The sequence below is a fragment of the Pseudarthrobacter sp. SORGH_AS 212 genome, assembly GCF_030818145.1.
Classification (GTDB): domain Bacteria; phylum Actinomycetota; class Actinomycetes; order Actinomycetales; family Micrococcaceae; genus Arthrobacter.
Genome location: NZ_JAUTAA010000001.1, coordinates 2,578,404 through 2,591,137 on the forward strand (window position 1 = coordinate 2,578,404; position 12,734 = coordinate 2,591,137).

Consider the following 12,734-nt stretch of genomic DNA (forward strand, 5'->3'; position numbering starts at 1 on the left):
GGTGGACATCCACCGGAGCCGGACCTTTTCTATTGCGTGGCTTGCCTAGTTCTTGCTGGACTCGGTGCTGGAAACAGGGCTGGAATCCGAGCCGGGGCAGGATTCCCCTTCCGCGCACTTCTCGCTGTGTTCGTGCCGTGTCACCAGGTCGAACTGGACGCCGCCGTGCTGTTCGACGCCGGTGCGAATGGCGCGTTCGACGACGGAATCCGCCAGGCGGCGACGCAGCGACAGCGGGTCCCGCCGGAGGTCCTTGGCGAGGGCGAAGCACAGCAGCAGCATCACCACCACGAACGGCAGTGCCGCCACAATGGTGATCCTTTGCAGGCCGGACAACGCTTCGGAAGGTTCATCGCCGCCGGCCAGCAGCATCACCGCGGCCACGGCACCGGTGAGGGCGCCCCAGAAGATGACGAGCCCGCGCTTGGGATCCGAGGCTCCGTTGGAGCTAAGGGAGGACATGATCAGGGAGGCTGAATCCGCGCCCGTGATGAAGAAGATGGCTACGAGGACCATCGCCAGGACAATCACCGCGGCGGTCAGCCAGCCCGGCATCGGCAGGTTCTTCACCAGGTTGAACAGTGCCCCGTCAAAGTCGATGGAAGCCACACCGTCGGTGACGGTCATCAGGCCGGGCTGGCCGGCCTTGTCGGCCTCCTGCTGGATGTTGAACGCGGCACCGCCGAAGATGCCGAACCAGATCACGCTGACAACGCTGGGTACCAGCAGCACGCCGGTGACGAACTGGCGGATGGTGCGGCCGCGGCTGATGCGGGCGATGAACATGCCAACGAAGGGCGTCCAGGAGATCCACCAAGCCCAGTAGAAGATGGTCCAGCTGGACATCCAGGTGCGCAGGGCTTCATCCCCCACCGCCTCGGTGCGGGAGGACATTTCCGCGAGGTCACGGGCGTAGTCGCCGACGGCAGAGGGGATGAGGTTCAGGATGAACAGGCTGGGACCGGCCACAAAGACGATGACGGCCAGGACCACGGCCAGGACCATGTTGATGTTGGACAGCCACTGGATGCCGCGGCTGATGCCGGAGACTGCGGACGCCACGAAGCATGCCGTCAGAATGGCCACGATGGCCACCAGTGCCGGGGTTCCCACTTCGCCCACCCAGCCGTTGGAGGTGAGGCCGCTGCCGATCTGCAGGGCGCCGAGGCCCAGCGATGCTGCGGTTCCAAAGAGCGTGGCGAAGATGGCCAGGATGTTGATGAACTTGCCCACCGGTCCCTCAACCGTCCGGATGCCGAACAGTGACGTGAAGGCTGCGGAGATCAGTTGCTTGCGGCCCAGGCGGTAGGTCCCGTAGGCCATTGCAATGCCCACCACGGCGTACATGGCCCAGGGGTGCAGGGTCCAGTGGAAGATCGAGGTGGCCATGGCGGTCTGAATGGCGGCGGGTGTGCGGCCGTCAACCGTTCCGGGTGGCGGTGAGATGAAATGGTAGAGCGGTTCTGCGACGCCGTAGAACATCAGGCCGATGCCCATGCCGGCCGCGAACATCATGGCGATCCAGGACACGGTACGGAATTCGGGCTTTTCGCCGTCCTTGCCGAGGGGGATGTTGCCGAATCTTCCCCATGGCCAACCACAGGACGAAGACGACAAACAGGGAGGCGAGAACCATGAAGAGCCAGCCCGTGTACTCCATGACCCAGTCAAGGGCGTCCTTGGAGGTCGCGGCCAGGCTGTCCTTGCCGAAGAAACCCCAGAGCACGAAGGCGACGGCGATGGCGCCCGTGATTCCGAAAGTTGCCTTGTCCAGGGTGAGCTTGCGGTTGCGGCGCTGGGACACCGCATGTTCGGTCTTGGTCTGGCGCAGTTCCTCCAGGATCTGGTCGTACTCTTCGGTGTCCGGGAGGGGTTCGGTGAGGGTGTCTTCCGCGGGAGGGGCTGCGGTGTCCGGTGTGCTGCCGCCCGGGGCGGCGGCTGCCTCAGCGGGGATGCTGTCCTGGTCGTCCTCGGGACGCCCGGGTTTAGGGGTGGTTAATTCACTATTGATAGCCATGAGCTGGATCCTTTGCTCGGCGGTCATGGACATGCGCAAGGCAGGGCCCGGCGCGTCCGCCGGATCGAAGCTTGGGGGACTTCGCCGGACTTGAAGGCCATGATGTCGCCGTAGATGGTGCGTAGCTGTTTTAAGGCAAGTGCTTGCCGGCAGTCTCTTCCCGGCGCCGGCAGGCGGGGTGCGTGGAGTTACCTCTGGTATGGGTCGCGGCGGCTGGAAGATTCCGACGGACCGGGATGGCGGACGGGTAAAGCACCTGGGGAGTGTTTCGCAAGGGTCAACAGTATTCGCGTTAGGCAACAGAGTGCGCTAGGCCACATTCAAAGTCAAGGTATTTCATCCGGCCGGGGCAACAAGACCCGGCCGCTTGACAGTGAGGAAAGCGAAATCTATTTGTTGCACAGTGCAGCGACGGTTGCGCAAGAGGCAATTGGAAAGCACCGAAGGAGACATAAAAAGGCCCCGACCCATAGGGCCGGGGCCGTTCCTGATCGTGTTTAGCGCCTGGCGTACCCCATGTTGGCGCTGATCTGGAGGCCTGCCTCGCGGAGTGCCTCCACCAGGCCCGGGATCTTTTCCGGATCGAAGCGGAAGGCCGGGCCGGAAATGCTGATGGAGCCCACCACGTTGCCCTGGTGGTTGTGCACCGGCACCGCTATGGCGTTCAGGCCGATCTCGAACTCTTCGCGGACCACCGCGTAACCCTTGCTGCCGGCTTCCAGCAGCTGGCGGTCCAGCTCCTGCCGGTTGGTGACGGTGCGGGACGTGCGGGCCGGGAGGCCGGTCTCCTTCAGGATCCTGTCGCGCTCGTCGGTGGCCAGCGCGGCCAGCAGGATCTTTCCGCTGGACGTGGCGTGCAGCGGGGTCAGGCTGCCCACCCAGTCGTAGGTGGCCAGCGTGGACGGCCCCATGGCCTGGTCCACGTTGACCGCGTAGTTGGAGCGCAGTACGGCGAGGTTGACCGTCTCCTTGAACTCGGCCGCGAGGCCCTCCAGGACCGGCCGTGCCTCGTGGACCAGGCTGAGCCGGCCGGGGATCACGCTGGCAAGGCGGAGGATGCCGAACCCCAGCTGGTATTTTCCGCGGTCGTTGTTCTGCTGCACCATGTCCCGGCTGACCAGGGATCCCATCAACCGGGACACTGTGGACTTGTGGATGCCCATTTCTTCGGCAATTTCACTGACTCCGGCCTGGCCTTCACGCGCCAGGATCTCCAGGACCGCCAGGGCGCGCTCTACGGACTGCACCCCGCCGGACGGGCCGCTTTCGGCGTCCGCGTCGGGTTCGGGGTGGTTGTTCGAAGCCATCAGGCGCTCCCACGTCGTCGCTGCCGCTTGCGTGCCGGCGGGCCGCAAGCGCTGGTCGGTTACTCCATTCGATCCTATGCCGGGATTTGTGACCGGCACGACCCGGAACCCGACATTCCGGTCTGCCGCGGTGTGCCGAGGGTGCGGTGGGGGCCGGGTGCTAGCTGCCCCGGTATGTGGAGTAGGCGAACGGGCTCAGCAGCAGCGGGACGTGGTAATGCTCAGGGCCTGTCACCTCGAAAACCAGGTCCACTTCGGGGAAGAAAGTGGCGGTCTGCAGGCCGGCGTAATACGTACCGGTGGCGAAGTTCAGCTTGTAGTGGCCCGGTTCCAGCTGCTCGGGGCCAAGGTCCTTTGCGCGGCCGTCCGCGTCAGTAGTGGAGGCGGCGAGCTCCCGCCAGGTGCCGGCGTCGTTCCTTGAAAGGACGACGGCGACACCCGCCGCCGGGCGCCCGGCGCCGGTGTCGAGGATGTGGGTGGTTACGTGGGAGGCGGTCATTCGGTGATCAGTCCTTCGAGCCGGAGTACGGCGATTTCGCGCAGCTGCTGGGCCACGATGGTGTCTTCCTCTGCGGGGGTGTTGGCGAGCCGGCTGTTGAGTGCCTGCAGGATTTCCGGCGCGGTGCGGCCGGCGGCGCGGATGAGGAACACCCGGCCAAACTTTTCCTCGTATTCCCGGTTCCCGTGGGCCAGCGCCTCCGCTGCCGCTGCGTCCGCGGGATCCACCCCGGCCTGCTCGGAACGGGACATGGACGCCTCGGCTGTGCCCGCCGTCGGCCGTTCCCCGATCCTGGGGTGGTGGGCCATGGCGGACTCCACCTCGGCGGGGGTGAAGGGGTTGGCGGCCGCGGACGCGAACGCCAGGAGGGCTTCCCTGGTGTGGAAGGGACGGGCTGCCGTGACGGCATCCACCCAGCGGGTGACATCGATGCAGGGCTTAAGGGTGTCTGCGGCGGAGGAGGGGTCCGCGCTGTTGAATTCGGCAAGCTTCATGCTGGCTGGTTCCTCGGTAGCGATGCTGGCATCCATGGTGACGGCTATGCGGAGGCCGGATTGCCCGGCGCCTCCGTGACGAACTCGCCAAGGCAAGCCAACGAAGGTTCCGCATCATGGAACTGTTATTTCAGCATACGTAATATTTAAGGGTACAGGGGGTGTGGTGTCAAGAGACTACAACACCACCGCGGCCTACCCGGTATCATCACGGAAAGGCCTTTCAAAGGCCTGGTGACACAGACTGGGGAGTCAACAGAATATGGACGGGACGCTATGCAGACGCTGACCGATCAGGACGCCGGACGCGATCTGGGCCTGCAGGAATACGGATTACTGCCGGCCCACGAGGGGACTATCCCCATACTTCTTGACCGTCAGGCGCAGGGCGCCCTCGACAACCTGGTACGCGTGGCGGCATCGCTGTGCGGGGTGCCCTACAGCGTGGTCAACATCATCACCTCGGACCAGCAGCTGCAGATTGCGGCGTCCGGGACCGCGGCAGGCATCTGCTCGCGCGAGGATTCCATGTGCGCCTCCGTGTTCCTGGACCCCGGAACCACGGTGGTGCGGGACGCCTCCCTGGATCCCCGGTTCGCCGCCAACCCGTTCGTTACGGGGGAAATCGCGGAGGTCCGCTTCTACGCCTCCGTCCCGTTGCGGACCTCCAGCGGCCTGGTCCTGGGTTCGCTGTGTGTCTTCTCCGACCAGGCCGAACTCCCCACCCCGGAGCAGATAGACCTGGTGGAGGTGCTGGCCCTGCAGGTGGTGGAACTCCTCGAGCTCCAGCACCGGACGCTCCAGCTTGACCATGCACTGGTGGAGCTGCGCCGCAGCAACGCCATGCTGTCCGAGTTCGCCGGCCGCGTGAGCCATGACCTGCGTGCTCCGCTGACCACGATCCTGGGCTATGTTGAGCTGGCTGAGGACGATCCCGCTATGGCGCCGGACCACCCGGCAGCCGAGTACTTAGGGCTGATTGGAAGCGGTGGCCGGCGCATGCTGGGAACCCTCGAAGACGTGCTCAACTACGCCCGCGCGGATGGGGAGCTGCACCTGGAACGGGTGTCCCTGCTGGCCGTCACGGCAGAAGCTGCCCAGGACCTCGGGGTGGACCTGGGGCTCGGCAGCGGTTTCCTGTGCGAGGACACCGAACTCACCGCGGACCGCCAGCAGCTGCGTACCCTGATCCAGAACCTGCTGGCCAACTCACTCAACTACCGTGAACCCGCCCGTGGGCTGGAGGTGGCCATCACCGCCACCACCTGCCCCCGCGGTGTCACCATCCATGTGGCGGACAACGGCAAGGGCATCAAACCAGAGGACCGTGAAAGGGCGGTGGAACCGCTGGTCCGGCTCCACCGGCCCGGAGACGGCGCGGGATCGGGGCTGGGCCTGGCCACCTGCCAGCGGATTGCCCAGTCACACGGTGGCGAACTGAGCATCAGTGAAACGCCGGGCGGCGGAGCAACCGTCTCAGTACTGTTTCCCGCGAAGCAGTAGCGTGCGGTCTTAGCGCCGGTGGTTATGCTTGCCGAAACCGGGTTTCGACAACCCCAACCCCAGGCAGCAGTCAGTCCTGGGAAGACGTGCGGGACAGGACCCAGGTGCTGGTTCCGTCCTGCCGTTCGAACGTCACGGTGGTCACCAGGGCCTGGATCAGGGCAAGCCCGCGGCCTGACTCGGCATCCTCGCCGGGTGTAGCCGGTTCCATGGGGCCGAAGGGCGGCTTGGCGTTGTAGGCGCTCACCCGGGCCTGGAGAAGCAGCGGCTCCACGGTGATGTCCACGCCCAGTTCCACGGGATCCGCGGCCGCCGGTTCGGCGTGCTGGACGATGTTGGACGCTGACTCGATGACCGCCGTGGTGAACGTCATCTGGTCCATGTCATTCACGAACGGTACGTCCAGCCACAGGCTGTCCATGTCGTTGTGGACGTCGTTGATCGCGTCTTCGGTGGCGAGCCCGCGGAAGCTGCGTGAGGCGAGGACGTCAGTCATTGCTGAACGCCTCTTCGACCGACGGGTAGGCCGTGAGGACTTTGTCCATGCTGGTGAGCTGCAGGACCATCTTCACCTGCGGCTGGACCGCAGCGATCCGCAGGTCCCCGCCGGCCTGCCGCGCAGCCTTGAGGCAGCCAATGAGGGCGCCCAGACCGGACGAATCCATGAAGGCGGTGTTCTCCAGGTTGACCACGATCCGGTTCGACCCGCCGGCGATAACGTCCGTGACGAACTCGCGGAGCTTGGGCGCGGACACCATGTTCAGCCGCCCGTCCGCCTTGACCTCGGCATATGAGTCCTTGACCTCATAGCTAAACTCCATCGGGATTCCTCTCGGATTGTGTTGGTTCTGCGGATTCTGCGGGCGGTTCAAAGCCCTTGTAGAGCACTGCGCGGACCAGGATGGACATGACCACCAGGTCGAAGATCACCCAGGCCACGTTCACCAGGGTGCCCAGCGGTTCTGCCAGGCCGGTGGCCAGGCGGACTATTCCGACGACGGCGGCCACGGCGAGCAGGATGGACACCACGATCTGGGGCTGGATCAGGCTCCAGCTGGGTCCGCCGCTTTGGCGCGCCTTGGGCGTCACCGCGAACCCCAGGGGACGGCCGAACCAGACGTTGCGCGCCGCCGTCGTACACGCCTTGATCCACGTGGGGAACAGGGCGAGGCTGTACTGCTGGCCGCGCCAGGTGGGAATGCCGCGGCCGGCCACCGCGAACAGCAGCTGGTTGACCACCATGAACGGGATGAACCGGATGAAGAAGTCCCAGCTGAGGCTGGTGACGGGCAGTATGCCCAGCAACAGGTAGATGATGGGGGCGGCGAAGTAGATGACCGCCGCGAAGCCGCTCAGGTAGGTCCACATGGTGGCGAAGTACATCAGCCGCTGGCCGACCTTCAGGCCCTTCTGCACCAGCGGGTTCTCCCGGAGCAGCACCTGGATGGTGCCCTGGGCCCAGCGGAGCCGCTGGGTGAGCATGGTCTTCAGGTCCTCCGGCGCCAGTCCGTAGGCCAGGATCTCGTGGTGGTAGACGCTCTGCCAGCCCATGGCGTGCATGCGCATGGCGGTGGCCATGTCCTCGGTGACCGAGATGGTGGCCAGCGGCATGATCGGCTGGGCTTCGTCGTTGCGTTCCACCGAGAGCGCGTCCAGGACGGCCTGGACGGATTCGAGGGCGCCCAGCGGGGACCAGTCACGGGCGGACATGCGCTGCACGGCGTCGTCAGCCACCACCGGAACGCCGGCCTCGCCAACATGGGCGAGTTCCATGGCCGCGATTTCCTCGAGGTCCGACTGCAGGGCCTCGACGTCGGCCTGCACCAGGGTCTGCACGGCGGTGTCGACGCGGCGGCGCACCCGGTAGGTGATCTCGCTGAGCGCCATGCCGGAGTCCAGTTCCTGCTGCGCTTCAACGGTGGCGGCTTCCACCTCGTCCAGCACCTGCGCCACCAGCGGCGAGTCCATGTCGGTGGACTTGCGGGCCTGCCGGATGGCCTGCCGGGAGGCGGCCAACGCGCGGCGGATGCTCTTCTCGGTTTCCTTCACGTAGCCCACCAGGCCCAGCTGCATGAGCGCTTCGCGGCGCAGGATGGCGTTGGAGCCGCAGAAGAAGGCAGCGTTCCAACCGTCCTTGCCCTGCTGGATGGGGCCGTAGAACAGCGGCGCCTGGCTGCCCAGGGGGTCATCGGCCGGGACGTTGCTGAAGTACTGAGGGGTCTGGACCAGCGCCACCTTGCGGTTGTTGAAGTACCCCAGCGTCTTTTCCAGGATGTCCGGCTCGGGGATCTGGTCCGCGTCGAGGATCAGCAGGAACTCGCCGCCGGTCTGCATCAGCGCATTGTTCAGGTTCCCGGCCTTGGCGTGGCGCGGCAGGTCCTTGGTCCAGTCCTCGCTGCGCGTCACGTAACCCAGCCCGTGCTGTTCGGCGAGTGCCTTCATCTCGGGGCGGGCGCCGTCGTCCAGGATCCAGGTGCTGTGTGGATGCCGGATCCGCTGGGCCGCCAGCGCCGTGGTGAGCACCATGTCCAGGTCCTCGTTGTACGTGGTGATGAAGACGTCCACCGTGGCATCGGCCGGCGGCTCCGGGGCCCCTTTGCGGATCTTCAGGTTCCACACCGTCATGCCGAACAGCATCACGTCGATGAGGCTGTAGGTTTCGGCGATGACCAGCGGCAGGGCGATCCACCAGGCTTCCCAGTTCAGGGAGGCCATCCACCGCCAGGCGATGTAGTTCACGCCGGTGATAACGGTCAGCACCACCACCAGGCGGGTCCAGAACCGGGTCATGCCGCCACCTCCTGCGGGAGCCTGCGGACCACAACCACTGTCACATCGTCCTCAGCGGTCTCGGCCGGGGCGAGGGACAGGATGGCGCTGCTGGCCGCCTGCGCGGAATCCTCGGCCTGGGTGGCCCGCCGGACAGCTTCCGTGAAGTCTTCCACGGATTCGAAGACATCCAGTACGCCGTCGCTGACCACCACCAGGCAGTCGCCGGGCGCCAGGTCAAGGCCGGACTGCGGCCACTCGGACCCGGACCAGGCCCCCACCGGCGGCCCTCCCGAAGGAAGGCGGTGGGCTGCCCCGCCCGACTCGACGTGCAGCGCAAGCCCGTGGCCGGCGTCGACATAGGTGACCTTGCCCGACGCCGCATCCAGCCGGGCGTGGAAGAGGGTGACAAAGGAGTTGGACGAATCAAGGTCCGTGGCGATGGCCTTGCTGGCGGAGGCGAACGCACCGTCCAGGTCCTGCCGGCGGCCGGTGGAGCGCATGACGGCGCGGACGGTGGCGGCGATCAGTGCTGCACCCATGCCCTTGCCCATGGCATCGGCAAAGGTCAGGTGCAGGCCTTCCGGTGTCTGGTACCAGTCGTAGAAGTCCCCGCCCACGCTGCGTGAGGGGCGGAAGACCCCGGCGACGTCGTACCCCTCAACACGGATGTCCTCCTTGGGCAGGAGGCTCTGCTGGACTTCGGTGGCACGCTGGAGTTCGCTTCGCGACGCCGTGTCAGCGGCGGGGGAGGGCCGGCGGCGGAACAGCGCGTTGATCCGCGACTGCAGTTCACGCGGGCTGAACGGTTTGCTGATGTATTCGTCGGCGCCGTTGTCCAGGCCAGTCAGCTTGTCCAGTTCGTCTGCGCGGGCTGTCAGCATGACGATAAACGCATCGGAAAATTCGCGGAGGAGTTTGCAGACTTCCAGGCCGTCCAGGTCCGGGAGGTTCAGGTCAAGTGTGACCAGGTCCGGCTGGCTGCGCCTGACTTCCTCAACGCCGGTCAGGCCCGCGCCGGCCTCCGTGACTTCGAAGCCCTGCTTGGTCAGCACACGGACCAGGAGCCCGCGGATGTCCGGGTCATCCTCGATGACAACGGCACGACGAACTTCAGGGGGAGAGACCATAGCTCTACTTCTACCGTATTAAGGCGGACGGGGCATGTCTCAGCGCTTCACAGTTTCAAGCGAATCCGCTGTTCAGCGGCCAAAACTTGCCGTGGCAACGGCGCCCGGAGCCGTCGTCGTGGCTTCTTGCGCAAATCTTGGGACCGGCTTGCCCGGACGTTGAGCATCGGCCGGGACACTCGGAGCAAGGCTGCAGATTCCGGGCAGCAGGGGACACGACGGCGGTCCCCGCCGGGAGTTGCTTGGCTGGCGGATCGCGGGGGGAAGCCATGGAACAGACGGAGAATACGAACCGGGGTGCGCCCGCCCAGGGTGCAGCTGGGACGCAAACCGGAGCTCGTCCGGGTGTCGGCCTGGACCTGATCGTCCGGGAAGTCCTGGAGGTGGGCGCGGCGAAGGCCCGTGCCCTGTGGTGCCTCCATGTCCATGCCCGCAAAGTCCGTGCCGCTGCCCGCGAACTCGCGGATGCCCTGGCCGAGTCCAGGGACGTCTGGAACTGGCCGGGCGACCGGCTGCCCGTGGGGGACGAGATGTCGCAGCACGTGGAGAAGCTGACGCACCGGTTGAGGGTGGAGACGGACGCGCACCTCCGGCTGGAAGGGCTTTTTAAGACTGTGGGCCGGGGGCGTTCCGTCCAGGCGGTTTAGCTGCCACACTGAGGAGCAATCGATTGGCTGGGGGAAACAGTCAGGAGATTGCGGTGGGTTGGATGGCAGGTTGGGCTTACCTTTTGGCAGGACTCATGACCATGGACGCGCTTCTGCTGGCGCTGTGGGCCATGGAAGTGGACTGGGGCAAGTACTGGCGAAGGAAGTAACCGCCACACCCACCACCAGTTACCCGCCACCAGCGTCCCGCCTATGCGCTGCGGCGGCTCACGATCTCGTTGATCCATGCCGGCGCGAACGGTGACGTGCAGTTGGGCGGGGTGGGGTAGTCCTTGAGAACCTCCAGGCGCTCGCCAATGCCGATGGCCCTGGCCCGCTGGTCCGGATGCTCGATCCCGATCTGCGCCAGGGTGTGGTTCATGGCCCACTGCAGGCGGTCCGGGGCGGCCTTCATCTCCGCTTCGATGGTGTCCAGCAGGCCCGGCAGGTCCAGCCCTTCCGGCTTTTTGGCCACCCGCTCCGTGGTGAGGGCCCAGCCGGCACTGGCCACCACCGGGTCAGGGTCTGCCGTCCAGGCCACGCGGAGTGCTTCGGCGTGCGGGCTCTTCTTGACTACGTAGTTGACCAGCCAGTCGTGGACTTTCGGTGCCCGGGATTCGCGCAGCATGGCGTCCAGTTCCTCACGGCTGAAGTCCTTGGGCCGGCAGATCAGCAGCGCCAGGAGCCGCGCGGCGGTATCCCCGGTGGCCCACAGCTGCCGGGCCAGGTCCTGCTGGGTTTTCAGCCGCTTGGCTACGGCCCGGAGCTTGGCCAGGTTGACGCCGTGATCGTCCCCGCGCTTTTCATTGGCTTCGCGAAACTTGGGATCTTCGAGCCGCGCCAGTTCGGCCAGAACTTCATCCACTGCCTGGGACATTCCCTACCTCCGCCTCCGTTGCCGTGAAGTATCAGCTTACGGCCGGGCTCCGTCAGTCACTGCCCGGGCTTTACCTCCGGGGCCTCCTGATCGAGCTGCCCGCCCCGGCCTGTTCAGTACGGGGCTCACCACCGGCCTGCCACCGCCGCGCCGGCTACTGTTCCAGGTCCAGCCGCATCAGCACCCGCGGGAAGCCGTTTAGTACCGACTCCGTGCCCGCGGCCTTCGTGAAACCGGCGTCCTCGAAGAGCTTCCGAGTGCCCACGTAGGCCATGGTGAGGTCCACTTTCTGCCCGGCGTTGTCCACCGGATACCCTTCGACAGCGGGTGCCCCGTAGGTCCGCGCCAGATCCACGGCACCTGCCAGCAGCGCGTGCGAGATTCCTTTGCCGCGGTGCCCGGGCCGGACCCGGATGCACCAGATGGACCATACCTCCCGGCCGTCCACGTGGGGGATCCGGCGGTTGGTCGCAAAACAGGTGTCCGCGCGGGGGTGGACCGCTGCCCACCCCACCGGCTCGCCGCCGTCGTACGCCAAAATTCCCGGCGGAGGATCCTCCGCCACGAGCTTCTTCACGAACGCCCCGCGTTCCGTTCCGTGGAGCTGCTGGTTCTGCTTGGACGGGAGGCGGTAGCTCAGGCACCAGCACACGTTCGCGTCGGGCCGCTTGGGGCCCACGAGGGCTTGGACGTCCGCGAAATCGGTGGCCGGACGGATTTCGATCGCCATGCCGCCATCCTGTCACCGGCCGGCGGGTGCGGCAACGATTCCGCGGCCGCTTCCGGCACCGGACAATCGCGCCGCCGCCTGCAAACGAAAGAATGCCCCCGCACCTTCGGCGCGGAGGCATTCTTTCGTCATCAGGTTATTGAAGCAGCGTCTGCCGTAGACGCGTCACCCCGTCAGCGCAGGCTAGAGTCCCAGGGCTTCCTTCAGCCGGGCCACGTGGCCGTCGGCCTTCACCTGGTACTGCGCCAGGACCACCTTGCCCTCGGTGTCCACCACAACGGTGGAGCGGACGATGCCCTCGACAATCTCGCCGTGAACCAGCTTCTCGCCCCAGGCGCCGTAGGCGAGGGCCACGGCGTGGTCCTGGTCGGAGAGCAGCGGGAACGTCAGGGAGAAGTCGCCGCTGAAGCCGGCGAGGGCTTCCTGGGCGTCGGGGGAGATGCCTACGACCTCGTACCCCTGGCCCTGCAGTGCGCCCAGGCTGTCGCGGAAGTCGCAGGCCTCGGTGGTGCAGCCGGGGGTTGCGGCCTTGGGGTAGAAGTACACAATGACATTTTTGCCACGGTAATCGGCCAGGGAGATTTCCCGGCCCTGGGCATCCCGCAGGGTGAAGTCGGGAGCCGGGGTTCCGGGCTGAAGCTTGGTGGTCAAGGTCTGGCTCATGGCGTTCCTTTGGAGATTCGGTCAATAATGGCCAACATCAAGTGAAGCGGGTTTCCGCTGTCAGCAACAACTCCGCCGTCACACCCGGTATTCCGCCA

General features: G+C 66.0%; 12 protein-coding genes and 1 pseudogene. 2 read left to right on the forward strand and 11 right to left on the reverse strand.

Translation table 11 applies throughout. From position 1 onward, the window contains the following. Positions 1-45: 45 nt before the first annotated feature. The 4 genes and pseudogenes from QE394_RS11715 to uraD all read right to left on the reverse strand — a co-directional run bounded on the left by QE394_RS11715 (position 46) and on the right by uraD (position 4,317). Positions 46-2,044: pseudogene (locus tag QE394_RS11715) on the reverse strand (BCCT family transporter). Between the two features lie 470 nt (positions 2,045-2,514). Continuing rightward, on the reverse strand, positions 2,515-3,324 hold the full coding sequence (locus tag QE394_RS11720; RefSeq protein WP_056080922.1) for an IclR family transcriptional regulator: 810 nt from the start codon (positions 3,322-3,324) through the stop codon (positions 2,515-2,517). A gap of 160 nt (positions 3,325-3,484) precedes the next feature. After that, positions 3,485-3,823, reverse strand: a complete 339-nt coding sequence (uraH, locus tag QE394_RS11725; RefSeq protein ID WP_349034576.1) for a hydroxyisourate hydrolase — start codon at positions 3,821-3,823, stop codon at positions 3,485-3,487. Continuing rightward, positions 3,820-4,317, reverse strand: a complete 498-nt coding sequence (gene uraD / locus QE394_RS11730; protein WP_056081667.1) for a 2-oxo-4-hydroxy-4-carboxy-5-ureidoimidazoline decarboxylase — start codon at positions 4,315-4,317, stop codon at positions 3,820-3,822. Before uraD ends, uraH begins: the two co-directional genes overlap by 4 nt. A 276-nt stretch (positions 4,318-4,593) precedes the next feature. On the opposite strand from uraD, the gene QE394_RS11735 reads away from it, so the two are divergent. Next, positions 4,594-5,820, forward strand: a complete 1,227-nt coding sequence (locus QE394_RS11735; RefSeq protein WP_349034577.1) for a GAF domain-containing sensor histidine kinase — start codon at positions 4,594-4,596, stop codon at positions 5,818-5,820. Between the two features lie 70 nt (positions 5,821-5,890). On the opposite strand, the gene QE394_RS11740 is transcribed toward QE394_RS11735, so the two are convergent. Genes QE394_RS11740 through QE394_RS11755 form a run of 4 tightly spaced genes read right to left on the reverse strand, consistent with a single transcriptional unit; the run spans position 5,891 to position 9,719 of the window. Then, the gene (locus tag QE394_RS11740; RefSeq protein ID WP_056080913.1) at positions 5,891-6,316 is read right to left on the reverse strand and encodes an ATP-binding protein; all 426 of its coding nucleotides are present in this window, start codon (positions 6,314-6,316) and stop codon (positions 5,891-5,893) included. Then, entirely contained in the window at positions 6,309-6,641 is a 333-nt protein-coding gene (locus QE394_RS11745; RefSeq protein WP_015938602.1) for an STAS domain-containing protein, read from the reverse strand. The genes QE394_RS11740 and QE394_RS11745 overlap by 8 nt, the downstream gene beginning before the upstream one ends. Continuing rightward, positions 6,631-8,610: a glycosyltransferase family 2 protein gene (locus QE394_RS11750; protein WP_349034578.1), complete on the reverse strand. Its 1,980-nt coding sequence runs from the start codon at positions 8,608-8,610 to the stop codon at positions 6,631-6,633. Before QE394_RS11750 ends, QE394_RS11745 begins: the two co-directional genes overlap by 11 nt. Then, positions 8,607-9,719: a SpoIIE family protein phosphatase gene (locus tag QE394_RS11755; protein ID WP_056080907.1), complete on the reverse strand. Its 1,113-nt coding sequence runs from the start codon at positions 9,717-9,719 to the stop codon at positions 8,607-8,609. The genes QE394_RS11750 and QE394_RS11755 overlap by 4 nt, the downstream gene beginning before the upstream one ends. 269 nt (positions 9,720-9,988) lie before the next feature. On the opposite strand from QE394_RS11755, the gene QE394_RS11760 reads away from it, so the two are divergent. Next, complete coding sequence (locus tag QE394_RS11760) at positions 9,989-10,366, forward strand: hypothetical protein (protein WP_235501520.1); 378 nt, start codon at positions 9,989-9,991, stop codon at positions 10,364-10,366. 211 nt (positions 10,367-10,577) lie between these two features. Here the strand turns inward: QE394_RS11760 and QE394_RS11765 are convergent, their stop codons facing one another. The 3 genes from QE394_RS11765 to bcp form a co-directional block, all read right to left on the reverse strand. Further along, positions 10,578-11,243 (reverse strand): DNA alkylation repair protein, encoded by a 666-nt coding sequence (locus tag QE394_RS11765; RefSeq protein ID WP_349034579.1) that lies wholly within the window; start codon positions 11,241-11,243, stop codon positions 10,578-10,580. 154 nt (positions 11,244-11,397) lie between these two features. Next, complete coding sequence (locus QE394_RS11770; RefSeq protein WP_349034580.1) at positions 11,398-11,973, reverse strand: GNAT family N-acetyltransferase; 576 nt, start codon at positions 11,971-11,973, stop codon at positions 11,398-11,400. Positions 11,974-12,156: 183 nt separating this feature from the next. Beyond that, positions 12,157-12,636 carry a thioredoxin-dependent thiol peroxidase gene (gene bcp, locus QE394_RS11775; RefSeq protein ID WP_349034581.1) on the reverse strand — a complete coding sequence of 160 codons (480 nt, stop codon included), beginning with the start codon at positions 12,634-12,636 and terminating at the stop codon, positions 12,157-12,159. Positions 12,637-12,734 lie beyond the last annotated feature (98 nt).

Bases quoted from the DNA above. Each gene is read 5' to 3' on its own strand.
- QE394_RS11720 (WP_056080922.1), bottom strand. From the start codon at position 3,324: ATGGCTTCGAACAACCACCCCGAACCCGACGCGGACGCCGAAAGCGGC.
- uraH (WP_349034576.1), bottom strand. From the start codon at position 3,823: ATGACCGCCTCCCACGTAACCACCCACATCCTCGACACCGGCGCCGGG.
- uraD (WP_056081667.1), bottom strand. From the start codon at position 4,317: ATGAAGCTTGCCGAATTCAACAGCGCGGACCCCTCCTCCGCCGCAGAC.
- QE394_RS11735 (WP_349034577.1), top strand. From the start codon at position 4,594: ATGCAGACGCTGACCGATCAGGACGCCGGACGCGATCTGGGCCTGCAG.
- QE394_RS11740 (WP_056080913.1), bottom strand. From the start codon at position 6,316: ATGACTGACGTCCTCGCCTCACGCAGCTTCCGCGGGCTCGCCACCGAA.
- QE394_RS11745 (WP_015938602.1), bottom strand. From the start codon at position 6,641: ATGGAGTTTAGCTATGAGGTCAAGGACTCATATGCCGAGGTCAAGGCG.
- QE394_RS11750 (WP_349034578.1), bottom strand. From the start codon at position 8,610: ATGACCCGGTTCTGGACCCGCCTGGTGGTGGTGCTGACCGTTATCACC.
- QE394_RS11755 (WP_056080907.1), bottom strand. From the start codon at position 9,719: ATGGTCTCTCCCCCTGAAGTTCGTCGTGCCGTTGTCATCGAGGATGAC.
- QE394_RS11760 (WP_235501520.1), top strand. From the start codon at position 9,989: ATGGAACAGACGGAGAATACGAACCGGGGTGCGCCCGCCCAGGGTGCA.
- QE394_RS11765 (WP_349034579.1), bottom strand. From the start codon at position 11,243: ATGTCCCAGGCAGTGGATGAAGTTCTGGCCGAACTGGCGCGGCTCGAA.
- QE394_RS11770 (WP_349034580.1), bottom strand. From the start codon at position 11,973: ATGGCGATCGAAATCCGTCCGGCCACCGATTTCGCGGACGTCCAAGCC.
- bcp (WP_349034581.1), bottom strand. From the start codon at position 12,636: ATGAGCCAGACCTTGACCACCAAGCTTCAGCCCGGAACCCCGGCTCCC.